Consider the following 25,165-nt stretch of genomic DNA (forward strand, 5'->3'; position numbering starts at 1 on the left):
GGCCTAATACTGGTAAACTACGGTCTTTTTTAGCCCTCCGGCGGACCCCGACCGTCACAAAGGACGGCTATCAGAATGAATGGTGTATTTGGTTTCGTATTCATTGTTATCCCCAACTGATTAAGCTGGATTATAACAAAATACGAATTAAATATTAAGCATATTTTAAGTTTTTATAGAAAATACATGCCGGTTCCAACTTGTCGGATGCGCAAACGCGAGATTATCGGGCGTTGCTGTAAAATTTTTCATCGGAGTGCAGGGCATTTTGTATGGCTGCGGCCAGTTTTTCCGGTTCATCGGTGCCGATGCGGGCTTTTTTGCCATTTTTGAAGGTCAATTCCACCGAATCAAAGCCTGCGATATTGTACAGCCAGCCGTTGCCGACCCAGTGTATCCCCCAGCCCATCAGCCATGCGTTGCGGACGGCTGTAGCGGACTGGATCTGGTTGAGGGAGAATTTTTTCCGCCACATACCGAAACCAAACCGTATGCGAATCCATTCCTTGTCGATTGTGACTGTTAGTCGGCTCAGGAACAATCCGGCCCAGATTGTCGTCGGCATAGCAATCAGAAACCCCGGAGCCAGATTCCCCAAAACGCTCCAGGTCCAGATGGGCTTATCCCCCGCAGTTGCCTTGATGACTGTTGCAGCGAAGAGAAATGCACTGAGGGTAATCGCTGGAATTCCCCAATAAAAAAAGGGATTGCCTTTTTGTGTATGTTTGTATAACTCCATAACAGGGATCCTATTGGTGTAACTCTTTCACAAGCAGCCACAAGGCGGCCTTCGAGATGGCCTCCGCAACCAGCAGGCAGACGATAAATGACGCGATGGCTTTGGCTCCTTTGAGATTACAGGACACCGCATACGCCCGATACATCAGGACAATCATCCAGACGATGGTGATCAGAATGAGAATCATCGCCAGGGCAAAGACGATCACATCCAGCGGTTCCAGGGCCAGAACCGGGGGCTGATTGGGATTTTGCACGATTTTCATCAATTCTTCCGTGACTCGCTGATTGGCCGGCAGGATTCCCGCCGCCGCAGCCGGCAGCATAGGCCAGCGGGCCAGCGCCTGCGTCCCCAACACATCGATGATCCGAAATGCCGTTCCACGCACTATCAGGCCGGCAATGCATAAAACAATTGCCAGACTCAGCCAGTTGATGAATCCTTCAGCAATATACAACCACAGCGGTGCCTTCGCCCCTATGTGCATATCCAGCACGCCATCGAAATGGACATTGCCCACCGACCCCAGCAGAGCGGCTGCTATAAGAAGAATAATCCCCAGCATCAGTGCCTGCCAGCCGGCGATATAGGTAAATGGATTAAGCAGCCATACAGCCAGACGATTTGTTCTTCCAGACAAGGCTTCAGTATTCATGAATTCGGCTCCTTGGTTTCCGTTATCATGGATTGTTCGAGCTGTTTGATTTTCCCGATGATGTCGTCGAGGCGGTTGCGGACGGTGGGGTAGCTAAGCTTCATCAGGGCGGCCATTTCCTTCAGCGAGCCGCTGCATTTGAGGAAATCCAGTATGAATCTTTGTTCCTCCGGCTCCAGCCGCAACAGCAGGGGCAGGTCATAAAGGCCCTCCACCTGCGTCTGGCACTTCCCGCAGGTCAGCTTGTTGACATTCAACTGTTCCCGACAGGCCGGACAATATACAGGCAAGCGACTCATCGCCTTGGCTCCAAATAGAAAAAGTTTATATCGAGTGAAATGCCATTCATTACATATCTATGATCAAAATATAATACTAAAAGTTTATAAAATCAATGTAAATATTAATATTATTAAACCATATATTATATATTTTTAGATTATATTGAAGAAAGATTTCGCTTTTTTTCTTAATTTCTTATCCCTCAAGGAATTGCGTTTTGAGCTTTTCGCCGGTTGGATTTTGGGCTATAATTTGCGTCGAATTACTATATTGATATGGAGAGCCCATGGCGCATTTATTCATTAAAGACATAAAACCCGGCACGAACATCAATGATATTTACCTGGTCACCCAGCCGGTCCTTCGCCCTACGACCAAGGGCGATTTATACATTGCGATGTATCTGTCCGACAAAACCGGCAAGGTCAACTGCCGGATGTGGCAGGCAACCGAATCCCTCTATCAGCAGATTCCCTCGGAGGGTTTCGTCCAGATTCGCGGCAAAAGCGAACTCTATCAAAATGCCCTCCAGATTGTAGTCAATGATATACTGGTGGTTGGCCAGGACAAGGTCAATCTGGCTGATTACATGGCCCGGACGGAAAAAGATGTGCCGACGATGTACAATCGCCTCAAGGAAATTCTTGGCAAGATTACCCATCCGCAGATCAAGGCTATCGTCGAGGCTTTTTTATATGATAAGGATCTGATGATTTTGTTCTGCAATGCACCCGCGGCGATGCAGATGCATCACAATTTCCTCGGCGGCCTGTTGGAACACACTCTTAATATGCTGGAAGTGGGCGAGGCAATTTATCCGTTGTATCCCAAAATTCAGAAAGACCTCGTCCGTGCAGCCATTTTCCTGCATGATATCGCCAAAACCAAAGAATTGTCTTACAAAGCAGCTATTTCCTACACTGATACAGGCCAACTGCTGGGCCATATTATCCTCGGCACCCAGATGGTGGCCCAGGCCGCGGATAAGCTGGCCGCTGCTGGCAAGCCTGTCAACGGGCCTGTCTTGGATAACCTCCTGCATATTATAGTCAGCCATCACGGCTCCTACGAATTCGGCTCGCCAAAACTACCGGCCACGCCCGAGGCATTTATGGTCAACTATATCGACAATCTCGATGCCAAAATGAACCAGACTGCCTCCCTGATTGAAAACGACAACTCCGAAGGCAACTGGACCGGCTATCAGAAATCGCTGGAGACCAAGCTGTACCGGATGCGGGTACTGGAGCAGTAATAGATATATTTAATCGTTTATTGCGTGTGTATTTTTCCAAAATTTCAGTTTTTGGTTGAAAATCGTCAGGTTATCGCTATAATTTCCCCTCTGTTTTTAATGGATTCGGGATATTTTGAGTAGTTTATCGACTCGACTTGTTTAGTGTCAGGAGAATTAACCGTGGAAAATCATAGCAAAAGTCTTCGTAAACGAGCCCGCAGACAGGGTTTTCTGGTTCGCCAGAGCACCAAAAAGGGCCGCGCGATTCATTCCCGCAAACGTCGGGCCGGCCGCAGGGTCAATATTCGCAAGAGCTTCTCGTAACGCATTGAAATAAGCTGCCCATCGCTGCGGCTACCAGGTGTAACCGCAGTGGTGGCAGTAGTATGTCTTGTTTGTGGGGGCCTGTTCTGCCTGACGCAGAACGATTTTTTTAGTCTGAATCATCATTGCCAGCTCGTCATTCATCTCGACGGGACTGTATACAATCCATGCCACATTACATGAGCCGCATATTGGGCATCGCGGCGGCTGACCTTCAGGCAGTCTGGTTGCCATAGGCCCGACTCAGGCTTTCCCATAGCGGTTAAACCATGCCCGCTGATCAAACGGTTTTTTGGCCGGGGACTGATACTCTTCAGCGGGAATTCCAATCGGCAGAAGGATGCGGATATATTTGGTCGCGGGCAGCCCCAGCATTTGTCCGATTGTCTGGGCCCGTCCTTCCAGCCGAAGCCAGCCATCAATCCAGACGCTTGCATAACCCAGTGCTGTAATCGCCAGCAGCATATTTTCAACCGCCGCGGCACAATCTTCGACCTGAAAGGCAAACCCTTCATAGACTGCTTCGGGGTTTTTGTCCAGTACGCAGGCGATAAAGGCCTGTGCCTGCTGCATGGCCTTGTTGGCTGGGTGCAGTTTGGCGATCTGCCGAACCAGCGTTGGCTCATCGACAATTACAAATTCGGTTGTCTGAGCATTTTTGCCGGAGGGGGCGTCCAGTCCGGCCTGAACGATTTTACACAGGTCTTCCCGTGCGACCGGAACATCCTTGAATGCGGCACGATAGCAATGCCGTTTCTTGACTACATCGAAAAAATTCATTGTCATCTCTCCCTGAAAAACCGCAGACATTATACGACAGAGCATCCCCGGATTTCCAGTCTGAAAAACAACAAAAAACCGTCTTGACGAAGGGGAGAAAACAAACGCTGGATTATGAAGGCAGCCCTGCACCAAGGTGCAGGGCTGCGTGAAGGATTACGATAAGATGTTGCTGGTTTTTGGCTTAGTCGGCCTTTGATGCGGTGTTTTTACGGCGGATGCGGGCTCCCACCAGGTTAAGTTTTTCTTCAATTTTCTCATAGCCGCGGTCGATATGATAGACGCGGTTGATGATGGTGGTGCCATAGGCTGCCATCCCTGCCAGCACCAGTGCTGCTGAGGCACGCAGGTCGGAGGCCATCACGGGAGCGGCAATCAGGCGATCCACACCGGGGATAAAAACGCTGGGACCTTCCTTGCGGAGATTGGCTCCCATGCGATTGAGTTCCGCCACATGCAGGAAGCGGTCGGGATAGATTTTTTCCGTGACGACGCTGTTGCCGCGGGCCAGGGCCAGCATCGCCATGAACTGGGCCTGCAGGTCGGTGGGGAAGCCGGGATACGGCTGGGTCGTGATGTCCGCTGGGAGAATCGGACCTTCGCGGCTGACGACACAGCCATCGACAGCGGGTTCGATATCCACACCCATATTGTTCAACCGATCCGCCACAGCGACCATATCGTTGATATTGCAGTTACGGATATGGAGATTGCCGCCGGTGATGCCTGCTGCAACCATAAAGGTGCCTGCTTCAATGCGGTCGCCGATGACTTTGTAACGAATCGGCCGGAGTTCTTTAACGCCTTCGATCGTCAGACGCGGCGAGCCGATGCCGGTGATTTTGGCACCCATCTGGTTGAGAAAGTTCGCCAAATCGCTGACTTCCGGTTCACAGGCCGCCGACTCAATGACGGTGGTGCCCTTGGCTAAACAGGCAGCCATCATCACATTGTCGGTGCCCAGCACAGTCGAGCCGAACGGACCGCCCAGAAAGATTTGTTTGCCGCGGAGGCCGCCGGGCGGGGCGGACGCGACGATATAACCGTTTTCAAGGTGAATCTGAGCCCCCAGTTCCTTAAGGCCTCGTAGATGGATATCCACTGGCCTGTCGCCGATGGCGCAGCCGCCGGGCATGGAGACTTTCACCTGGCCACACCGGGTCAGCAGGGGCCCGAGAATACAGATGCTGGCTCGCATCTTGCGGACGAGGTCATATTCGCCGACTGGCCGCTCGATGGTAGTCGCATCGATGACCAGGCCGCCTTTTTCGTCCCGGCTGGTGGGTACGCCCAGGCTGTGCATGATGGTTTGAAAGCTGGCGATATCGGCCAGATTGGGGGCGTTTTCGATGACCGTCTTGCCTGCAGCCAGAAGCGCCCCGGCCATAATCGGCAGCGTGGCGTTCTTGGACCCGGCCACGTCAATCGTGCCGGACAGCCGAACCGGCCCGTCAATTTCAAAGATATCCATATCCTGTTTTTCCTTATTGTATAGTTAGGTCCTGTCTGTATAAAAAGGTATCGGCATTTTTTTCAGATTGCCGCAGGTCTCAGGCCAGTCCCAGCACATGCTGCATGGTGTACAGGCCGGGTTTCTGAGTCAGTATCCAGCTGGCTGCCCGCAGTGCACCGCCGACAAAGGTATCCCGACTGTGGGCGTTATGTGAGATGGTAATTGTTTCACCAATGGTGCTGTAGATGACCGAATGCTGGCCGACGATGTCGCCTGCACGGATGGCGTGCATGCCGATGGTGCCGCCCTGACGCAAGGCTTCTTTGCCTTCGCGGCCATGGACTAAGCAGCCGGGGAAGTCCCGGCCGGTGGCCTGGCAGATGCTTTTGGCCAGCGACAGGGCCGAGCCGCTTGGGGCATCTTTCTTAAACCGGTGATGGGCTTCGGTAATTTCGATATCGTAATTGGCCCCCAGCGTCTCCGCGACTTTGCCGACAATGCTGAACAGCAGGTTCATTCCGAGGCTCATATTCGTTGCCTGCACAATAGCAATCTTCTGGGCGGCCTTTTTGAGCAGATCCATATGGGTATTATCCAGACCTGTCGTACCCATAATTAAGGCGGTACCGGATTTCTCTGCCCAGCTTATGGTTTCTGGGGCTGCCTGGGGCAGGGAAAAGTCGATCACGACGGAAGCTTTTTGTGGGAAAGATTTATCCAGATTAACGCCAATCGGCGACACGCCAGCCAGAACGCCGGCATCTTTGCCTAATTCCGGATGGGAGGGGTGGTCAACGGCCCCAGTGATCTGAAAAACCTGCTCTTCAACTGCCAATGCTAATATGCGACGGCCCATGCGTCCGCCTGCTCCATGGATTACCAAAGTGGGTTTCATTGATTGTCTCCAATTTGAATTTTCAATCCTGTCCAGTAACGGTAAGTATAAGTGGTTCGGAGGCTTCTGACAAGGCAGAAACGGTGCGATTGCTCTTGACAGTAACAAAAGAAAGGGGATAATCGTCTTAATAGTGGGAACAAAAACAATTCTGGAGAGTTATGATGTTGAAAAATAGCGTAATGTATGTACTGGTTTTAAGCCTTGTCTTATCGTCTGTGCTGGTAAGTGGTTGTGAAAAGAAATGGCAGTCTGGAACGCTGATTGGTGCCGGTGCGGGTGCGGCTATCGGCCAGGTGGCCGGCGGCAATACCGAAGCGACCCTCATTGGCGCGGGTGTTGGGGCATTGGCTGGCGGAATCATCGGTGGCGTCATGGATAGCTCTGATGCGAAAAAGGCCGAGGAGGCCAAGAAGGCTCCTGCTGCATCAGCGGCTTCTGATCAGAATACCGTGACGATCTGGCTGACTAATCCCAATGGTTCGCAGACACCCGTGCGGCTGACCCGCAATGCGGATGGTTCTTATACCGGCCCCAAGGGCGAACGCTACCAGACAATGCCGACCGAGGAACAGCTCAAGCCGGTGTATGGCATTTAAATGTTGGTAAATCGATTCGACTGACAATCAAGGCAGGCTGTGACCTGCCTTTTTTAATGCGCTAAAGATTTTCAATGTGCCGGCGGGGAAGGCGTATTTGTCCAACTCTTTCGGGCTGACCCACTTGACGGCATCACAGGTAATAGCCCGAGCTTTTCCGCCAACAGGCTCGCAGGCATAGGTGTGTAGTGTCACCGAAAAATGCGAATAGGCATGTTTGACCACGCAGAGTTTTTTGCCTGCCTTGACGGTCAGGCCGGTTTCTTCGAGGACTTCCCGTTCGGCGGCGGCGGTGAAGGTCTCGCCTTGTTTTTTCTTGCCGCCGGGTAATTCCCACAGCCCGCCGAGAAAGCCTTCGGGCTTGCGTTTATCGATCAGGATTTTTCCTGCGTCATTAGTAATCAGGGCGACGACGACGGTATAATGCGGTGTCTTTTTTTCTTTCTTTCGCAGCGGCAGGACATCCTGCAGATTCTGCTTTCGGGCCTGGCAGAATTCCTGTACCGGACAGATCAGGCATTGCGGATTTTTCGGCGTGCAGATTTCCGACCCCAGTTCCATCAGGGCCTGATTCCAGTCGCCACAGTGGTCTTTGGGCAGAAGTTCTTCGGCGATCTGCCATAGGCGGTCGCGGGTCTTTGCGTCGGCGGGATTGTCTTGAATCGCATACAGCCGGCACAAGACACGAATGACGTTGCCATCCAGCACGGCTTTTCGCAGGCCAAAGGCAATACTGCCAATCGCCCCGGCGGTATATCGGCCGATGCCGGGCAGGGCGAGGATGGCTTCATACTCCTGCGGGAATTGGCCGTTGTATTGTTCGACAATCACCTGGGCTGCCTTATGCAGCGACTTGGCGCGGGTGTAGTAACCCAGCCCCTGCCAGAGTTTCAAAACGGTATCCAGTTTTGCCTCCGCCAGTGCCTGCACCGTCGGCAGCTTTTTGAGAAACCGCTCGTAATAGGGAATGACCGTCTTGACCTGGGTTTGCTGAAGCATAATTTCGCTCAGCCAGATGCAATACGGGTCCTTCGTCCGACGAAACGGCAAATCCCGTGCATGGCGTGAAAACCAGGAAAGAAGATGATGATGCAGAAGTCTGCTATCCTCTAATTGATGATTGCTGACTTCTGATTGCTGGTTCATCCTTTCTCCGGATTTTTCAGTTCTTCGATCTTGGGCAGGTCTTTGAGGCTGGCCAGGCCGAAGATGTCGAGGAATTTTTTGGTGGTGCCATACTGCATCGGCCGCCCGAGGATTTCCGCCCGCCCGACGATTTTGACCAGCCCTTTATACATCAGGTTGCGGAGGACTTCACCGGTAGCCACGCCGCGGATAGCCTCGATATCCGCCCGGATGATCGGCTGCTTATAGGCGACAATCGCCAGCGTCTCCAACTGGGCCGGCGACAGCTTGTTATCCGACCGCACCTTAATCAGCTTACTAAGCCATGGATTAAAGCACGACAGCGTCATCATCTGATAACCCCCGGCCAGTTCCTCAATCCGGAACGAAAACCGACCCAGCCGATACTTCTTGTTCAGTGCCTTGACAGCCTTGCGGATGGTCTTGACCGAGCCGGCCTCGGCAATTTCCACCAGCTTTTGTACGCTGACCGGCTCATCGCTGGCAAACAGAATCGCCTCCACCACCGACTCCAGCGTCGTATCAAATTCCCCCTCAATCAGCTCCGGCTCATCGTCCGGCTCGTCTTCTGCGGCTTCCTCCTCGGAGCCAGCCGCTTCGGGGGCGGTTTCCATGGCCGGGGCGGTAATATCCGGCTGGCTGGCGGAGGCTTCTTCCTGCTTGGCAGCGGATGGGGTCGTTTCCGGTGTTTCTAAGTCCTGAATCTGCACTTGCTCTGCGGATTCTGCTTCCGAAAATTGGCTTTGTTTGGTTAAATCTGTTTCGGCAATATCTGGGGTCAATTCTATATTTGGATTTGTTATATCCTGTTCTTGCGGATTGCAAGGCTGCTGTTTTGTTATATCTTCTTGCTGCTGCGTAGGTTGCTTTTGTTCCGTCATATCTTTTTCCATACAAATGGGTCGGCGTCTTTGGTACTTTGGCGTATTGTGACGCCTACGAGCTGTTTTTGCAATTGCTTTACCAATTTTTTCAGAGCAAAACGCTCGGACACGCTGTGCGACAAGCAGATACAGGTCAAGCCAGCCTCAGAGGCCGCCAGGGCCTGGTGATGTTTCAGTTCGCCGGTCAGGTACAGGTCGCAATCCGCGTTAATAACATCAAAAACCAGCTTGCTGCACGACCCGGCACAGACCGCGGCGGTCTTGACGAGTCTTTTTTGCGGGCCGATGATGCCTGCGGCTTTGGCGCCGGTGATGGTCTTGACCCGGCGGAGTATTTGTTCAATGGTCATAGGTTTACCCAGCTTACCAATCCGGCCCAGCCCCAGCTTGCCCTCGACATCGTAATGGCGGAAGACATCAAAGGCCGGGGTCTCGTAAGAATGGCTTTTTCGCAGGGCGGCGATGACCTGGCGGACCTTGCCGGCCGGGACGACGGATTCGAGGCGGACTTCGGCGACGCGTTCGATGTTGCCTATTTTACCAATGGCCGGATTGGCCCCTTTCAGGGGCTGGAATGTCCCGATACCGTTGGTCATAAAGCCGCAGTGGGAGTAGTTGCCGATGGCACCCGCCCCGGCGGCAAACATGGCGTCGGCGACTTTGTTGACGCTGTCGGCGGGGACGAAGGTGATGACTTTGTATTGCGGCCCGGCCGGGTCGTCCACAAAATCGCCCAGCGGCCGGGTGTCGGTCAGGCTCAGTATCTCGGCCAGGGCGTCGTTGACTCCACCGGCTGCGGTATCCAGCGAAGTATGGATAGAATAGACGCCGATATTATTGCGGATGAGCTGATAGATGGGGGCGGTGGCGCCGTCGGCGGTGATGCGTTTGAGGCCGTCCCAAATGACCGGGTGATAGGCCAGGATCAAATCCGCCCCGAAGCGGATTGCCTCATCAGCCACCGCCTGGGTGGTGTCGATGGTGACTAAGATCTTTTTGATGTTGCGTTTTGCATCGCCGACCAGAAAGCCGACATTGTCCCAGCTTTGCGCCAGCTTCCGCGGAGCGATGGTTTCGACGGCATCGATAATGTGTTGAAGTTTCATAAGTTTTGTCCTGATTTTTATATCACCCCGACGGGGCTGAAAACGATATTTTGATTCTATTTGGCGGCTGATACGATTACGGCTCAAATATTTCCGTGCCGTTCATGGGGGCGCCACAGAACAGGCACTGCGTGTAACCGGGGCCCACGGCCCGTCCGCAGTCGCTGCATTGGCGGCGTCCCTGGGTGATTTTCCCGTCCGCCACACCATCCCGCATGTCGATTTCGCTGATGCGTTCAGCAATCTGCATGTCCGTCAGTTGCGTTTGCTCTTTGACCAATTCCCACAATGCCTGGCACTTCAAGGCCAGATGATCGACCTTTTCTTCCAATCGAATCAAATGAAGAGTGGCATCATTCGCTTTGACCTTTGCATCCTCAGCAGCTTTCTCTGCTTTCATGGTAAGCCATCGCTGGTTCATGTTCCAGAAAATATCCATAGCTTACGCTCCTTATTTTAACAAGTCTTCATACGCTTGGGTGAGTTGTCGGGTGATGGGGCCGACTTTGCCTTCGGCGACGGTGTGCGATTCGACGGCGGTCACCGGCAGCACGGTCATGATGACATTGGTCAAAAAGACCTCTTCGGCGGCCAGCAGGTCGTGGATGCTCAAATCCCGCTCTTGAGTTTTAATCTTGAGCTTGTCCGCCAGTTCCAGCACGGTCCTGCGGGCGATGCCGGGCAGGACGGGTGTTTCCACACGCGGGGTCAGCAGGGTCTTGTCCCGCACGAGGAAGATGTTACTAATGGAGCCTTCGGCCAGCTTGTTTTCAGTGGTAAACCATACAGCCTCGGTGGCCAGTTTTTCGTGGGCTTGTTTTAGTGCCATCAGCCGTGGGGCATAGCAGGTTGTTTTATGGCCGCAGGTGGGGTCTTTGGGATTTTGGCGAAAGTCCGTCAGGATGACGCGAACCCCTTTTTCGTAATATGCTTTTGGATAAGGGGTAAAGGGAGCCGCTGTAATCAGCAGCGTTCCTTTGATGTTCTCCGTATCGGACACCGGCCCGCTGGACAGTGTCATCCGCATCCGGGCGTCTGTGAGTTCGTTGGCCTCCAAAAGCCGCGAAGTGGCTTCCTGAATGTAGTCCGCTGAATACCCGAACGGAATCGACAGGGCCGCGGCACTGGCCAGCATCCGGTTGATGTGGTCGTCGAGACGGAAGACTTTGCCGTTGACTGCCCGCATGGTCTCGAACAATCCCATACCGAACAAAAACGAACTGTCGGTGGTAGCAATTCCGGCTCGTTCAGCCGGCACGATGGTTCCATTGAGAAATATCTGATTCATATCCTAATCCTTAGAGCTGAATGGAATAAATATACTCAAATGACGACAAAAAACCAGCAAAAAGGTGACGTTATGTTAACAGGGTCCGTTGTGGCTGACGGCCCGGATACAGTCGAGCAAAGCCCCGGCCTTGACCAGCGTTTCATCCCATTCGGCCTGCGGGTCGGAGTCGGCGACGATGCCGCCGCCGGCCTGGGCATAAACCCGGCCGTCCTGAACGACCATGGTACGAATGGCAATATTCAGAGTCGCGTCGAAATTAATGCCGAGATGTCCGATGCAGCCGGTATAGACACCGCGACGGGTGGGCTCAAGTTCTTCGATAAGCTGCATGGCACGGATTTTTGGGGCGCCGGTGATGGAGCCGCCAGGAAACATGGCCCGCAAGATATCACAGAAAAGTGCCGGGTCATTTGTCCGCGGCAGCGTGCCTGCGACTTCCGAATACGCGTGGAAGACTGTGGGATAGGCTTCAATCTTGCGCGGATGTCGGACGTGGCGCGTGCCGGGGATGCAGATGCGGGCCAGGTCATTACGCTGAAGGTCGGTAATCATCATCAGTTCAGCCTTGTCTTTTTCGCTGTGCAGCAGTGCCTCGTAGTGTCTGCGATTGAATTCGACAGCATCCGGTCCGCATTCGCACATGTGACGTGGTCGGGTACCCTTGATGGGGCGAGTCAGGATATCCTGTCCGCGAATGCGCAAAAACAGCTCCGGTGAGGCACTCACAATAGCCCACTTGTTGGATGCCAGGTAAGCGGCGTAAGGACTGGGATTGTAGGTATTCTGCCACAGAAAAAGCGTTGCCGGGTCGGCCTGAAAAGGACATTCAAACCGCTGCGAAAAATTAATTTGATACACATCACCGTCCAGGATATGCCGGCCTATCCGCTCGAGCGACCGTATATAATCGGCCCGGCTCATATTGGTTTGAAATGCCAGTTCGGGTTTGCTGGTCCGCGGCAGCCGGGGCGGCAGCTCAAGTATCAGTTCCTGTGATTGGGCAATCCAGTGTTCCAGTCGGGCGAATTTCTGCTGGACGGATTCTTTCTGTCCTGTATATTCCAGCGCTGCGAGGTGGGCCTGTCCGGTATTGTGGTTATAAACAATGATCGCATCATAAAAGGCCAGATGAATGATTGGCATCCGAAGATCATCTTTGGCATGGCTGGGCAGAGATTCCAGATAACGTCCAAGGTCGTAGGAATAATATCCAATCCAGCCCGGCAGAGGAATGGACTCCGATAACGAGATATTGCTTTCAAGTTGATATTTTGCGAGGGTTGTTTGCAGTTGTTCCAGGGGATGCGAACCGTCACGAAATTCAAAGCAATCCACGGGACAGGCACAAAACAAACTGAAGTTTTCGACCGATAGATTGCCGCCAAGGATGGCGGGCTGGACTTGCCGAGATATGATTCGCCCCAGCGACAGCAGGGCGATATCCCCCGGCACCGGCCGGATATGAACACGACATAGAATCGGCTCGGACACAGCAGGGATCATGTCTGCGATGGTGTTGGCTCAAAGCCCTGAATGATGTCAATGGATTTGCTGGCTCCGATACGGGAAGCCCCGGCTTCGATCATCGCCAAGGCATCGGCGGCGGTTCGAATGCCGCCGGCGGCCTTGATTTTGCATTTTGGGGCGGACTGAGCCATGAGTTGTACATGTTCGACGGTTGCTCCGCCGGCTGGGTGCAGGCCGGTGCTGGTTTTGACATAATCTGCGCCGGCGGTCTGGGCGACCTTACAAGCAAATATAATCTGGTCGGTTGTGAGCGCTGCCGATTCAATGATCACTTTGAGTGTAACAAACGGCCGGACAGACTGACACGGACGCAGAACAGTCCGGATATCATTCAATAGATAGTTTTCATCTCCTGCAATGATGGCCGCTAAGTCTGCAACCATATCGATTTCATCTGCTCCGGCTGCAATGGCCAGGTCGGCCTGGAACGCCTTGACTCGCGAATAATCCGCTCCTATCGGAAATCCGGTCACAGTACAGACTTTTATGCCTGTTTCATGCAGTATATCGGCACACACCTCCACCCACCGCGGCATCACGCAGACACTGTAAAAGCCGTATTGGATGGCTTCGGCACAAAGCTGGCGTATGTGCTGCTCCGTGGCTGTGGGATTCAGCAGGGTATGGTCAATGCATTTAGCCAGCTGGGCTTTTGTTGCGGGTTTCTGTATCATCGAATGATTCCCTTAAAACAGCAGTTTTTCGGCGCTGCGATTTTCCCCAGAGAAGTATTCTATTGCCTCGTCGGCGGTTTTGAAGACCCGTGTGGCTGTCTGTGTGACAAAGACGCTCGGCTCCGATGGGGCTGTCCAGATGACATACACATCTTTAGCGGCTTCGTGGGCGTGCTGGAGTTCCCGTTCCACGCCGCTGGAAATTGCGGCCCGGCCATCCGGCAGGGCAGGAATAAAGCTGACAATCCGGTCGGCCTGGTCAATCAGGGCAAAATCACGGGCGTAAATCTGGCTGTTGATGTCACGGTGAATCTGACGGATTTCCTGAACTTCCAGGCAAATTTGTTTTCCCAGCACTTCCATTTCAATCCCTTTGCGTCCTTCTTTGGCCGCCTGCTCGGCATAATACGGCAGATATGCCTCTTCGAGGTCGCCGGGATCAAAACAAATGAATTGTTCCTTCATGGCCGCACGAAAGCGATTAATCTCGGACAGGGTTTGCTGCAGTCCGGCAACGTGCGTCATTGGAAAGCTCAGATAGACTTTTTTTCGCCACGGTTCAAAGGCCAGTCGATAAAAGGTCTCAATGGTGCCCTGTTCAGGGCCGCGGGCCAGACAATAACAGGGGGCATTCTCATTGGTGCCTTTCTGCATCATCTCGGTGGCCAGGATTTCCTCCTCGCGCCAGACCATCAGATCCTTGAGCGAATGGCGGATATGATGCTCAGCGGTTAGTCGTACATGCAACGGCTCGATGCTGTCAATCATGCAGATATATAAATCCGGATTGAGCTGGCGAATCTGATAAAAATCAAACGCCGGAAACAGGCCGTGCCGCCAGCGGAACGTCGCGTGGGTATTGACGATAATATGCTCGTGGTCCCCAGCTTTGGTGATAATATCCTTAAACACGCTGCGTCGAAGCGAATGCAGCCGCTGCAGCGAGATATCCAGAATCCGCCCCGGTGCGATATCCGGCGCCTCGGCATACATCATATCGCCGACATTGCACAGCAGGATATCCCTGCCGCGGCTTCGGGCCAGTTCGCAGACATCGGCCAGATACCGCTTCTTGTCAATTCCTACTACACCTGTAACCAGAATAATCATAAAAGAAAGTTGTTTCTGGGTTTTGGATGTCCGATTTTACAATGTGAAGTTTTCCAGACGCTGCTGCTTGTCGTAGTCCTTCAAGGCGGCAATCAGCTCATCAATTTCACCCATCATGATCTTATCGAGACTGTATAGCGACAAATTAATGCGGTGGTCCGTCAGCCGATTTTGCGGGAAATTATAGGTGCGAATGCGTTCGGAACGGTCGCCGGAGCCAATCATCGTTTTGCGCTGTTGCGAACGGTCGGCCTGGGCCTTTTTCTGATAGAATTCGAAAACGCGGCCGCGAAGGATACGCCAGGCCTTGGCCCGGTTTTTGTGCTGACTGCGTTCATCACGCATGCTGACGACGATTCCGGTCGGGATATGCTCCAGCCGGATGGCAGTGGCGACTTTATTGACGTTCTGTCCGCCCGGCCCGCCGGCACAACTGACATTTTCGATGACATCGTCCGGCTTGATGTCCACGTCCACCTCTTCGGGTTCGGGCAAGACGGCCACGGTAGCTGCTGACGTGTGTACGCGTCCCTGAGATTCTGTTTCCGGCACACGCTGGACGCGATGGCCGCCGCCTTCATATCCCAAATGCGCCCAAACGCCCGGTCCGCTGATGGTCATAATAATTTCACGAAAGCCGCCTTTGTCCGTGGTGGAGAAGTCCATGGTTTCGACCTTCCAGCCCATTTTGTCGGCGTATCGGGTATACATATTGTGCAGGTCGCGGGCAAATAACGCGGCCTCCTCGCCGCCGGTACCCGCTCGGATCTCAAAGATGACCGAATCGATCGCGTCGTCGTCGGCCATCACCAGTCTGTCCTTGATTTCTTCCAGCAGTTGGTCTGCTTTTTCTGTTAACTGCTTGACTTCTTCCCTGGCCAAATCCCGCAGTTCCGGGTCGGTGCTGCGATCTTCCGACATCGCCCGCGAATCCTCGGCCTGTCGCAATAAGTCCCGAAGCTGCCGGTACTTGTCCACCAGAGGACGCAGCTTGCCTTGTTCTTTGGTCAGCGGAATCAGCTTCTGAGCATTGGAGACCACATCCGGCTGGGTGATTTGATTTTCAATCTCGACATAACGTTTGTCAAGTTCCTCGAGTTTACCCAGTATAGCCTGATTGATTGGATCCATAGCATTTTACTCGTATTTGGATTTTAGGGGTTGGGGGGAAGACAAAAAAATTGCGCTGCCTTCCGTAATCTGTAAATTACGTTCGACAGCGCAAGAATTGTACGGAATAAGTCGCTACTTCTTGTCGGTTTTTTTGGTGAAGTAATTCTGTCCGAATTTCTTCTGGAACCGTTCGATACGGCCGGCGGTATCAACGAATTTCTGCTTGCCAGTGTAGAACGGGTGGCACATCGAGCAAATTTCAGCGTGAATCTCTTTGGCCGTACTGCGGGTCTCAAAGGTGTTGCCGCAACCACAACGAACCTTCACGACCTGATATGTCGGATGAATATCTTTTTTCATAATTTCAATCTCCGTTTTATTGTCTCAATAAGAAACCAAAAATTATAACAACCCGATGTGAGATTGCAAGGATTTTTTAAAAAAATTACACCTAAATAAGGCGTATCATGTCGTTTATTTGGAAAAGCACATAAGTGCTTGTTAATAAATGATATAAATGGTGAGTTGATGGGTTAAAACGAGGGATTCAAGAGAGAAACAGTCAGGTTATATAGACTATGAAGCACCATGGCAGTGGCAAAACAGGGATACGCCCCAGCCAGGTCAATGGCCCGGCCGTCAGTTTGCTGGCGTTTCCATAGTCGAATCAGTCCGATTGAGGCAATGAGCGAACAGACCACATGCAGCCCGGTACAGACTGTCCAGCGAAACAGGGCATAGTCTGCCGGATTATTCATATCTTTCTCTGCGGTGTAGAGATGGATATACATCAGATTCTCAATGCCGGCAAAAATCAGTGCGGAGATCGTCGCCCCAAACAGAAACTGCGTGGCCGAAAACAATCGATATGGTTTCTTTTCCAGCAGATAAATCATGCCCGACTGTTTGAGCAGTTCTTCAATGATCGGGGCAAAAAGCACGGTGTATAAAATGGCTGCCGAAGTTTGCCTGCCGGCCATAAAAGCCCCGACGACTGCAAATGGACCTCCAATCAGTGCCGCCAGCAGGGTAGCCCCAAGATTGCCGGCCAGGGAACAACGCTGCCTTTGTTCCTGTATCCAGTCGCCAATATACGGCTGTTCCAGTTTTCCGGTCAGCGCAGGCTCATACGCCACCGAATTCTGCCGGTCGGCCAGTTCGTCATCACCGCTGGCCGTGGGCGGTAGCTTTTGCTCGGATGGGTCGGTCTTGAACGGCCCATCCTTCAGCCACGGCTCGTTGCGAACATCAAAATAATCGTTGTTTTTCACCATACCAGCGCAGTGCCGTAAGCGATGATTTCCACGCCGCCGGCTTTCTGATTTTCCTGGCCCTGAATGGTGGCGGTTTCGTAACGGACGTTCCAGACGGCCCTGGCACCATAGCGCTTGGCGTCTTCCAGCATCCGCAGAGTGGCCTGCCGGCGGGCACGATTCTGCAGTGTAATAAACGATTTCATCTCGCCGCCGAACAGGTTGCGAAGTCCGGCTGCGAAAACCTTGAAATAATCGGTTGCAATGACCGCTTCACCGACTACAATCACCGCCCCGGCATGGGCTGCCTGTGGTGGAATCGTCTTGAGATTGGTCACCAGCATATACTCAAACTCGCGTTCCTGCTGAGCCAGCCTGCGAAAATGCAGGGCCTCAATGATATGGCCCACCACCAGCGACACCAGAATTAATACCGCCGCAAAAACAATCGGAAACAAAGATTCCATAACGCCTCCTTTTACATTTGCGGGTGCTGCTGCACCGGGGCGGACTGGACAGCCTGCTGAATGACCTGGCCGGGTATCTCGTCTTCGACGATGACGGCCGTGCCGTAAACATACAATTCGGCTGCCCCGGCGGTAATGGAACTGGTGGCAAACCGCACATTGACCACGGCATTGGCGCCGAGCTGCTGAGCCTGAGCCAGCATCCGGGCCATCGATTCTCGACGGGATTCCACCAGAAGCTCGGTGTAGCTTTTCAATTCGCCGCCGACGATGTTTTTCAGACCGGCCAGGATATCTTTGCCGATGTGCTTGGCCCGGACGGTATTGCCCTGCACAAGCCCTTTGATTTCCTTAATGCGTTTGCCCGGAATGGTTTCGGTGTTGACGACAATCATGATTTACCCTCTTTCTCTGAATCAAGTTTATATGTGGAGTTTTGGGTACTCCTTCAACTTCACCTCATTTATCCGAAATTGTAACCTGACCCTCTCAAAATACAATCTCAATTCCGAAAAAACAGGGTCTTTCTGTCCATCCAATAACAATTCCCGACGGTTTTATTCCGATATTGTATGCCGCACTTGACTTTGACTTTTGAACAAGGGTATAATGATGCTATTACTCATCTTGGTTACAAAAGATACCACCTCGTTTAAACTCTTGCAGACATGTAAATCAAAACATCGATTGACTTCACCGTTCTCTTGATAAATAGTGACATTCATTTCAGGAGGATTAAAAATGGACAAAAGGACTTTTTTTGCTTTTGTGATGGTGTTGATGCTGTCGGTGTTTGCCTTCGGAGACTGGATTCCAACCGATGGCCACAAAATGCACTATCCCCAGTTGCCCAATCCAAAGGGCTGGGATGTATGCCTTGATCCGATTGCTATCGCCGACGATTTTCAATGCAGTCGGACCGGCCCGATTACCGACATTCATTTCTGGATTTCATGGAAAGGCAATATCCTCGACAGGGTCACAGACTGGTATGTTGCCATCTATGAGGACGCCAACGGCACACCGGGCCAGCCATTGTGGAAACTGGGCAAGGCTCAAATCAACGTATTGGATCAGGAAGGTTCTTTGCAAGGCTGGCTTTGCCCCGCCAATGCCGATCCATCTGAATTCTTTCTGCCCGATAACCACACCCGGTTTTCCCAGGTCAACATCACCGGGATTGACAATCCATTTTATCAGGAACAGGGCAGACGCTATTGGCTGGTCTTGCACCTGCTTTGTCCGTATGCCCAGAGTAATACGATTCAGGCCCAGGCCGGCTGGAAAACCGCAATCCAGCGTTATGGCCAGAGTCCTCTGTGGACTCCCTGGCCGATTGCCCCCGCTCCGGTCTGGAGGCCGATACCCGACTCGACCGCAGTGCCGCCGGATATGGCGTTTGTTATCAACGGCCGTGATATTCCGCCGGCCCGGCCGATGGATTTTGGTGATGCCGATGAAACCAAATGCGATGTGCCCGGCGCCAAATGCAATACCTATCCAACCACCCTGGCCCGCGACGGCGCCCGGCATGTGATGGTTCCGGGTGTGTTTATGGGCTCGCCCTTGTTAACCGTCATCCAGATTGATGCGGAACCGGATGGCCAGCCGACCCTGCTGTGTGATGGTGATGACATCAACGATATAGATGATGAACAGGCCGTAAAATTGCCGGCGGTGTTGATTCCCGGCACCTTGGCAACAGTTGAAATCAGCGTATCGGTCGATGGTTTTATTGATGCCTGGATTGATTTTAATGCCGACGGCGACTGGGATGACCTGGGCGAACGGATCTTTACCAGTGCCCCAGTGACAACCGATTTGAATATCCTGACCTTCCATGTTCCCTTCAGTGATGGTGATTACTCGCCGCGGAATACCTATTCACGGTTTCGTTTCAGTACCACCGGCGGTTTGAATTATTATGGACTGGCTCAAGACGGTGAGGTGGAAGATTATCTGGTGAAGATTGATGCCGCCCCGCAGCCGAAATTGGATTTCGGCGATACGCCGGACGGGGATTTTGCCCCCAGCGGCTATCCGACCCTTCTGCTGACCAATGGTGCTCGCCATAAGATTAATCCGCAGATTCGCCTCGGGCGGTATATCGATGGCGAGCAAGACGGCCAGCCTTCCATGGGAGCCGACGGTGATGATTTGAATGATCTGGATGATGAAGATGGTGTCTTTTTCGCCGGCCCGCTGACTCCCGGCCAGAATGCCGAGATTAAAGTCATTGCATCCTGCGACGGCCTCTTGTATGGCTGGGCAGACTTCAATGCCGACAACGACTGGGAAGATGCAGGCGAACAGATCTTCCAGGCCAAAGCCCTTGCCGCCGGAGTCAATTATCTGAAATTTTATGTTTCGCCTATCCACACACAAATCGAGCCGTTTGCCACTTATATCCGATTCCGATTTACTTCTTTAAATGCTCCGGAAAAGGTGCTTGGCTATGCCGGTCTTGCCGAAGATGGTGAAGTGGAAGATTATCTGGTAAAAATCATCCCTGAGCCGCGTTTTGATTTCGGCGACGCCCCCGAACTTCGCTGCGACGATAACACTGTGGTCCGCTGCAACAGTTACCCGACCACAATTGCCCGCGATGGCGCCCGGCATTATATTGACCCGGCTGTCTTTCTGGGCAATCCGCTCCTCGATTGCGGCGGGGCGGCAGACTGTATCCAGATTGATGCTGAAAAGGATGGCCAGCCCACCCTTGCCGCCGATGGAGATGATATCAACGGGGCCGATGATGAAGGCGGTGTTGAATTTCTGAGTCCCCTGATACCCGGCATGCCTGCCAAACTCCGTGTGTGGGCCTCCGTCGATGGCTGCCTTGATGCCTGGATTGACTTTAATCACGATGGGGACTGGGACGATTTTGCCGAACAGATATTTGCCAGTGAAAAACTGGCGATGGGAGCCAATGAATTGATGATTCATGTTCCCCCGCATCCGCATACGGTTCTGACCAATACTCCGACGTATGCCCGTTTCCGCTTCAGTCTGGAAGGAGGCCTCAAATATGCCGGCCTGGCCCGAAATGGCGAGGTCGAAGATTATCTTGTAAACATTGAGCCGCCGCAGCGTACCGCTGAGCTGGGTGATGCCCCCGACAGCACCAATCATTTCAATGTCCATATGACTGCATATCGTTCACTGGGGCCGCTGGATGTCGTTGTTCCTGCCAGATTCCCGACAGTCTTCCGCGGTCTGCCGCCCTATGGTCCCATCCACTGGAATCCGATCCTCATTGCTCATTTGGGGCAGGCTCTCACCCGAGAAACCGATGCCGACTATGGTTATGACCAGGACCCGACCAACAACCTGATTCCGCCCAAAGATGCAGCAGATTGGGATAAGGCCGATGACGGTGTCCGAATCCCGCTGCGATTGCCGCATCGCAGGCCCGCACGGTTTGATTATCTGGTTCATCTGCTGCAGCCCATCGATCGACTGTATGTCAATGTCTGGTTCGACTGGAACCGCGATGGCGACTGGGACGACATCATCCCCTGCAATAATCCCGATGATGCTGCCGACAAGACGTTGCTGGCCCATGAATGGGCTGTACGCAATCAGATGCTGACCGGCTTGAAACCGGGCTTCCATCGCATCGCAACCCCACCGTTTATCTGCTGGCATCCGTTCTATCCAGCGTTTGAATGTCCGATATGGATGCGGATTACCCTGTCCGACAAACCCGCAATGTCGCCGCTGCCAATGACCGATACCCTGTCGGCACCGTTGCTTGAAGGGTATGGCGGCAGTGGTCCGCAGGATGGATACTGGATTGGCGAAACCGAAGATTATCTCTTTGTGCCGCTCATGCAGACGGCCGATTCTGCGGATTTGAATAATGATGGTCATGTGGATCTGACGGATTTTGCGATTTTTGCATCGCAGTGGCTGCTTGACCTGCCGCAGGAGTAATCCTGGCGGATGGCATAAAAAAACCGGGAAGAGTGTTAGTCCTTCCCGGTTTTTGTTTGTATCGTGTATGGATTATTTCTTATCCTGTCCTTTGTGCTGGACATTCACATAACCGCCTGAAGGTGCCGGCGTGGGTTCTTTCTCAGCGGCGTCTTTATTGTCCACCATTTTGCCCAGATACTCCGGCAACTGCACGCCGGCCATCTGTGCCAGATCCTGCAGCGGCGGAATTGCCTTGATCATGCTGGACAAAAACTGCGAGGTACTGCTGCCTTTATCCGAGCCGCTGTCCCAGACGGTAATCTTATCGATCTTGAGATTCTTGATCGCTTCCACCTGCTTGCCGACAATTTCTTCCAGTTTTTCAATCATCAGCAGGGTGGACGCTGCCCGTGCATCGCCATTACAGCTTCGGATGAGCGATTCATACCCGGCGGCCTTGCTGTCCAGCACCTGCCGGATACCCTTGGCCTCGGCTTCGTATTTGGCCAGAATCGCATCGGCCTGACCTTTGGCCTCGCGGCGGATTTTTTCGGCAATGGCTTCAGCCTCAATTTCAATTTTCTTTTTGTCGATTTCCTGCCGGACCACTTCCACCGCATTCAACCGCTGCTGTTCGGCCAGGTACTGAGCTTTCTGGATTTCCACTTCGGCCTGACGCTTGGCGACTTCACCTTTTTGTAAAGCTTCAGCCTGCCGTATGGCCAGCAAGGCCTCTGCGGCGGCAATGTCGGCCTTGGCCTTGTTTTCGCCGGCGACGGCAAGGGCCTCCTGTTCCTGTACATAAATTCGCTGCTCGGCCTGAGCTTTCTTTTCACCCTTGACAGCTTCTGCTTCCTGCTGCTGAATGAAAATACGTTTGTCGGCTTCGGCCTTTTTCTGTCCTTTTTCGGCGGCAGCCTCATTTTCGGCAGTGCGAATGGTCTTTTCCCGGTCTGCTTCGACTTCGCCGATGGACGCCAGTGTTTCCTGCTGACGCAGGTAGATACGCATGTCGGCTTCGGCCTTTTTCTGGCCTTTTTTGGCCTCGGCCATGTTCTCGGCCACCCGAATGGCCTTTTCCTTGCCGGCCTGAGCTTCACCAATAGCCCCGTTTTTATCCTGTTCGGCCACATCCACCTTGGCGGTATTAACGGCCTCGGCGGCAGCCTTCTTCCCGATGCTTTCGATATATAGGCTGCTGTCGGTAATGTCGGTGATATTGACATTGATCAGGTACAGGCCGATTTTGTTCAGTTCCGGCTCGACATTTTTGCGGATGGCATCCAGAAACCGCTCGCGGTCCTGGTTAATCTGTTCGATCGTCAGCGATGCCACCGTCAGACGCAACTGGCCGAAGATGATCTCCTGGGCCATCTGTTCAATTTGTTTGGGCATCAGCCGCAGCAGACGTTCAGCAGCATTGTGCATAATCGTCGGATCGGTGCTGATACCCACCGTAAACGTACTGGGTACGTTGATGCGGATGTTTTGTAACGACAGGGCGTTTTCCAGTGGAATGGTAATCGTCATCGGCGTCAGGCTCATGTAGCAGTAATCCTGAATCAGCGGCCAGACGAATGTACCACCGCCATGAATACAGCGAGAGGTCTGGTCTCTGCCTACTCGACCAAACACGACAAGAATCTGGTCCGAAGGACACCGGCGATATCGTGATGCCAGAAACAGAAAGAACGATGTGATCAGAATAACAAACGCGATGATGACAATAATCCAAAGAAAATCAGCAGGCATAAGTCCCTCCTCAAATAAATCTCGTTAGTTATAGTTATATCTTTTCTACAATGAGAATGTTGTTGCTGACGCCAACGACCCGGATACTTTCGCCGGTTTTAATTTCCTGATCCGATTGGCTTCGTGCTTCCAACTCCACCAGACGCTCCTGAATCGTAACCTGAACCTTGCCTGTCTGGCCGGGTTTGATGGTTAAATACACGGTGCCTCCGCTGCCGATGGCGTTATGGAGATTCAGGGTCCCGCTGGATTGGAATTTTCCTGCCCATTGAAATATATGTTTAATTAACCAGACGGTCCCCGCCCCGGCCGCTGCTGCTCCAATCAGCGATATGCCGGGCGGCATTTTGCTTTGCCGCAACATCGCCCAGCCAACCAGCCCGAACATCATAAAAAACGCGGTAAGACCTTGCAGCGACAGGGACTTAAAGCTTAAATCCGAAGACTCGGACATGTCATGATGAAAGTCTGTGCCTCCAGCCTCCGGGGAATCGGCCATCCCGGCGTCCGTGTCGCCGTGCATACCCCCCACAAACATCAGAATCAGCCGGATGACAAACAGCCCACCGCCCAGAATTGCACACGACACAAAAACGAGTTCAAGACCTGTTATGGCTGACAGGATTGTAAACATAATCGATACTCCTTCGCCAGTTTGTTCTCTATAGCTGGATTCTATCTTAATAGAGGGGAAAAACAACAATGATGTTTCATTTTTCCGACAATTCATCCAAGATAATAGAGACAGGGTTTAAACCGAGATGGTGGAATATTTTAAAGTCAATTTGCCTGAGATTGCAGTGGGCTTTCTGTAACCTCATTATTGACAGGCAGATAAGGCAGGCGGACCGTAAAGATGGACCCCTCACCCGGAATGCTCTGGGCATCGACGGTACCTTTATGATGGAGGACCACTTTGCGGACAATAGCCAGCCCCAAACCCACACCGGTGTTGCCTTTGGTGGTATGAAATGGCTCAAACAGGCTGCTCAGGTCGTTGATCCCCGGCCCATTATCTGCCACCCGCAGAATCATCTGGTGTCGTTCCGTATCGAGTTCGGTTGACACGGTAACCTGTCCTTTTTGCGGCTCCACGGCCTCAATCGCATTCAAGAGCAGATTCATAATCACATCCTGCATGCGGTCCGGGTCCACATTGACCATTCCGATTTGTTCATCCAGTTGAGCAGCCACCGTTACCGATCGCATCTGAGCCTGGGGAGATACCATCTGAATGACAGTCTCGATGAGTCGGTTGAACAGGCAGGGTTGGAGTCGTAATTCAATTTCTTTGCTGAATTTAAGCATGTCCAGGACCAGCTTTTGAATCTGTTCGAGATTCCGTTTGAGGATATTCCAGCCCTTTTTGGCCTGGTCGATTTCATTGCGAGAAAACGCCGAATCGATCACGTCTCGGCCCGTGCTGACTGCCTGCAGGATATTCTTGATCCCATGCGACAAATTCAGTGCTGCCTGTCCGGCCTGCATCAGCCGCTGACGCTGCTGAGCGGATTGCTTGGTTTGCAAATTATCGAAGGCAATCGCCACCATCGTGTCGCCAGGATTATACTCCAGTTCAATCGTGGGACTGTCTTTGGCAGGTTTGTCGAGAATCCAGGAGTCCTGATCGGATTCAAAAAGCAGGACAGTTGCTCCGCAGCGAATCTGATCATTGTTTTTTAGCGGGATGGGCTCTGTAATCCGCTGTTCATTAATGAATGTTCCGTTGGATGAACCCAGATCACGGATAAACCACTGGCTGTCGCGATAAAACACCTCGGCGTGCTTGCGAGAGATGGCTTTGTCGGACAGCACAATATCCATGCCATCTATCCGGCCAATCGACTTGGCCCATCCGCCTTTTTCCAGCTCAAAACGAGTGCCACGCAGCGGACCTGTTATGATGCGAAGTTCAGCCATGAATTCCTGAGTTTACTATTCCTGTTGATCATCGCCAATA

General features: G+C 52.6%; 26 protein-coding genes and 1 pseudogene. 4 read left to right on the forward strand and 23 right to left on the reverse strand.

Annotation, left to right across the window (positions count from 1 at the left end; all coding sequences use genetic code 11):
* Nucleotides 1-223: 223 nt before the first annotated feature.
* Genes ACQ9LF_RS06825 through ACQ9LF_RS06835 form a run of 3 tightly spaced genes read right to left on the reverse strand, consistent with a single transcriptional unit; the run spans nucleotide 224 to nucleotide 1,693 of the window.
* Nucleotides 224-739 carry a hypothetical protein gene (locus ACQ9LF_RS06825; RefSeq protein WP_462488634.1) on the reverse strand — a complete coding sequence of 172 codons (516 nt, stop codon included), beginning with the start codon at nucleotides 737-739 and terminating at the stop codon, nucleotides 224-226.
* A gap of 10 nt (nucleotides 740-749) precedes the next feature.
* The gene (locus tag ACQ9LF_RS06830; protein ID WP_462488635.1) at nucleotides 750-1,394 is read right to left on the reverse strand and encodes a hypothetical protein; all 645 of its coding nucleotides are present in this window, start codon (nucleotides 1,392-1,394) and stop codon (nucleotides 750-752) included.
* Nucleotides 1,391-1,693, reverse strand: a complete 303-nt coding sequence (locus ACQ9LF_RS06835; protein WP_462488636.1) for a DUF2089 family protein — start codon at nucleotides 1,691-1,693, stop codon at nucleotides 1,391-1,393. The genes ACQ9LF_RS06830 and ACQ9LF_RS06835 overlap by 4 nt, the downstream gene beginning before the upstream one ends.
* A gap of 269 nt (nucleotides 1,694-1,962) precedes the next feature.
* Here ACQ9LF_RS06835 and ACQ9LF_RS06840 point away from each other — a divergent pair, with 269 nt between their 5' ends.
* Nucleotides 1,963-2,931 (forward strand): 3'-5' exoribonuclease YhaM family protein, encoded by a 969-nt coding sequence (locus tag ACQ9LF_RS06840; protein WP_462488637.1) that lies wholly within the window; start codon nucleotides 1,963-1,965, stop codon nucleotides 2,929-2,931.
* A 162-nt stretch (nucleotides 2,932-3,093) separates the two neighbouring features.
* The gene (locus tag ACQ9LF_RS06845; RefSeq protein ID WP_462488638.1) at nucleotides 3,094-3,237 is read left to right on the forward strand and encodes a 50S ribosomal protein L34; all 144 of its coding nucleotides are present in this window, start codon (nucleotides 3,094-3,096) and stop codon (nucleotides 3,235-3,237) included.
* A gap of 30 nt (nucleotides 3,238-3,267) precedes the next feature.
* Here ACQ9LF_RS06845 and ACQ9LF_RS06850 read toward each other — a convergent pair whose 3' ends face one another.
* From ACQ9LF_RS06850 to dapB, 4 genes are all read right to left on the reverse strand, one after another.
* Complete coding sequence (locus ACQ9LF_RS06850; protein WP_462488639.1) at nucleotides 3,268-3,471, reverse strand: hypothetical protein; 204 nt, start codon at nucleotides 3,469-3,471, stop codon at nucleotides 3,268-3,270.
* A gap of 9 nt (nucleotides 3,472-3,480) precedes the next feature.
* Nucleotides 3,481-4,017: a nitroreductase family protein gene (locus tag ACQ9LF_RS06855; protein ID WP_462488640.1), complete on the reverse strand. Its 537-nt coding sequence runs from the start codon at nucleotides 4,015-4,017 to the stop codon at nucleotides 3,481-3,483.
* 184 nt (nucleotides 4,018-4,201) lie between these two features.
* A complete protein-coding gene (gene murA, locus ACQ9LF_RS06860; RefSeq protein ID WP_462488641.1) occupies nucleotides 4,202-5,488 on the reverse strand; it encodes a UDP-N-acetylglucosamine 1-carboxyvinyltransferase in 1,287 nt (428 codons plus the stop codon).
* Between the two features lie 79 nt (nucleotides 5,489-5,567).
* Nucleotides 5,568-6,365: a 4-hydroxy-tetrahydrodipicolinate reductase gene (gene dapB / locus ACQ9LF_RS06865; protein ID WP_462488642.1), complete on the reverse strand. Its 798-nt coding sequence runs from the start codon at nucleotides 6,363-6,365 to the stop codon at nucleotides 5,568-5,570.
* Between the two features lie 161 nt (nucleotides 6,366-6,526).
* Between dapB and ACQ9LF_RS06870 the strand changes: the two genes are divergently transcribed.
* On the forward strand, nucleotides 6,527-6,964 hold the full coding sequence (locus tag ACQ9LF_RS06870; protein ID WP_462488643.1) for a glycine zipper domain-containing protein: 438 nt from the start codon (nucleotides 6,527-6,529) through the stop codon (nucleotides 6,962-6,964).
* 27 nt (nucleotides 6,965-6,991) lie between these two features.
* On the opposite strand, the gene mutY is transcribed toward ACQ9LF_RS06870, so the two are convergent.
* From mutY to ACQ9LF_RS06935, 13 genes and pseudogenes are all read right to left on the reverse strand, one after another.
* Complete coding sequence (mutY, locus tag ACQ9LF_RS06875; RefSeq protein WP_462488644.1) at nucleotides 6,992-8,110, reverse strand: A/G-specific adenine glycosylase; 1,119 nt, start codon at nucleotides 8,108-8,110, stop codon at nucleotides 6,992-6,994.
* Nucleotides 8,107-8,991: an SMC-Scp complex subunit ScpB gene (scpB, locus tag ACQ9LF_RS06880; protein WP_462488645.1), complete on the reverse strand. Its 885-nt coding sequence runs from the start codon at nucleotides 8,989-8,991 to the stop codon at nucleotides 8,107-8,109. The genes mutY and scpB overlap by 4 nt, the downstream gene beginning before the upstream one ends.
* Nucleotides 8,988-10,100, reverse strand: coding sequence for a Nif3-like dinuclear metal center hexameric protein (locus ACQ9LF_RS06885; RefSeq protein ID WP_462488646.1), 1,113 nt, complete (start codon nucleotides 10,098-10,100; stop codon nucleotides 8,988-8,990). Before ACQ9LF_RS06885 ends, scpB begins: the two co-directional genes overlap by 4 nt.
* A 76-nt stretch (nucleotides 10,101-10,176) precedes the next feature.
* Nucleotides 10,177-10,539 carry a hypothetical protein gene (locus ACQ9LF_RS06890; RefSeq protein WP_462488647.1) on the reverse strand — a complete coding sequence of 121 codons (363 nt, stop codon included), beginning with the start codon at nucleotides 10,537-10,539 and terminating at the stop codon, nucleotides 10,177-10,179.
* A gap of 12 nt (nucleotides 10,540-10,551) precedes the next feature.
* Nucleotides 10,552-11,388 carry an aminotransferase class IV gene (locus ACQ9LF_RS06895; protein ID WP_462488648.1) on the reverse strand — a complete coding sequence of 279 codons (837 nt, stop codon included), beginning with the start codon at nucleotides 11,386-11,388 and terminating at the stop codon, nucleotides 10,552-10,554.
* A 75-nt stretch (nucleotides 11,389-11,463) separates the two neighbouring features.
* Nucleotides 11,464-12,882: an anthranilate synthase component I family protein gene (locus ACQ9LF_RS06900; protein ID WP_462488649.1), complete on the reverse strand. Its 1,419-nt coding sequence runs from the start codon at nucleotides 12,880-12,882 to the stop codon at nucleotides 11,464-11,466.
* 8 nt (nucleotides 12,883-12,890) lie between these two features.
* Nucleotides 12,891-13,592, reverse strand: a complete 702-nt coding sequence (gene deoC, locus ACQ9LF_RS06905; RefSeq protein ID WP_462488650.1) for a deoxyribose-phosphate aldolase — start codon at nucleotides 13,590-13,592, stop codon at nucleotides 12,891-12,893.
* A 12-nt stretch (nucleotides 13,593-13,604) separates the two neighbouring features.
* Complete coding sequence (locus tag ACQ9LF_RS06910; protein ID WP_462488651.1) at nucleotides 13,605-14,702, reverse strand: AAA family ATPase; 1,098 nt, start codon at nucleotides 14,700-14,702, stop codon at nucleotides 13,605-13,607.
* 36 nt (nucleotides 14,703-14,738) lie between these two features.
* Nucleotides 14,739-15,833: a peptide chain release factor 1 gene (gene prfA / locus ACQ9LF_RS06915; protein ID WP_462488652.1), complete on the reverse strand. Its 1,095-nt coding sequence runs from the start codon at nucleotides 15,831-15,833 to the stop codon at nucleotides 14,739-14,741.
* Nucleotides 15,834-15,947: 114 nt separating this feature from the next.
* Nucleotides 15,948-16,175 (reverse strand): 50S ribosomal protein L31, encoded by a 228-nt coding sequence (gene rpmE, locus ACQ9LF_RS06920; protein ID WP_462488653.1) that lies wholly within the window; start codon nucleotides 16,173-16,175, stop codon nucleotides 15,948-15,950.
* 173 nt (nucleotides 16,176-16,348) lie between these two features.
* On the reverse strand, nucleotides 16,349-17,089 hold the full coding sequence (locus ACQ9LF_RS06925) for a PrsW family glutamic-type intramembrane protease (RefSeq protein WP_462488654.1): 741 nt from the start codon (nucleotides 17,087-17,089) through the stop codon (nucleotides 16,349-16,351).
* Entirely contained in the window at nucleotides 17,083-17,535 is a 453-nt protein-coding gene (locus ACQ9LF_RS06930; protein WP_462488655.1) for a YbjQ family protein, read from the reverse strand. Before ACQ9LF_RS06930 ends, ACQ9LF_RS06925 begins: the two co-directional genes overlap by 7 nt.
* 83 nt (nucleotides 17,536-17,618) lie before the next feature.
* Nucleotides 17,619-17,930 (reverse strand): annotated as a pseudogene (locus tag ACQ9LF_RS06935) (YbjQ family protein); the annotation flags it as partial.
* A gap of 346 nt (nucleotides 17,931-18,276) precedes the next feature.
* Here ACQ9LF_RS06935 and ACQ9LF_RS06940 point away from each other — a divergent pair.
* Complete coding sequence (locus ACQ9LF_RS06940; protein ID WP_462488656.1) at nucleotides 18,277-21,471, forward strand: GEVED domain-containing protein; 3,195 nt, start codon at nucleotides 18,277-18,279, stop codon at nucleotides 21,469-21,471.
* A gap of 72 nt (nucleotides 21,472-21,543) precedes the next feature.
* Here ACQ9LF_RS06940 and ACQ9LF_RS06945 read toward each other — a convergent pair whose 3' ends face one another.
* The 3 genes from ACQ9LF_RS06945 to ACQ9LF_RS06955 form a co-directional block, all read right to left on the reverse strand.
* On the reverse strand, nucleotides 21,544-23,205 hold the full coding sequence (locus ACQ9LF_RS06945; protein ID WP_462488657.1) for a flotillin family protein: 1,662 nt from the start codon (nucleotides 23,203-23,205) through the stop codon (nucleotides 21,544-21,546).
* Between the two features lie 34 nt (nucleotides 23,206-23,239).
* On the reverse strand, nucleotides 23,240-23,839 hold the full coding sequence (locus tag ACQ9LF_RS06950; protein WP_462488658.1) for an NfeD family protein: 600 nt from the start codon (nucleotides 23,837-23,839) through the stop codon (nucleotides 23,240-23,242).
* A 146-nt stretch (nucleotides 23,840-23,985) separates the two neighbouring features.
* Entirely contained in the window at nucleotides 23,986-25,125 is a 1,140-nt protein-coding gene (locus tag ACQ9LF_RS06955) for an ATP-binding protein (protein ID WP_462488659.1), read from the reverse strand.
* Between the last annotated feature and the right edge of the window lie 40 nt (nucleotides 25,126-25,165).

The organism is Anaeroglomus insulsum, assembly GCF_050689095.1.
Lineage (GTDB): Bacteria > Planctomycetota > Phycisphaerae > Sedimentisphaerales > Anaerohalosphaeraceae > Anaeroglomus > Anaeroglomus insulsum.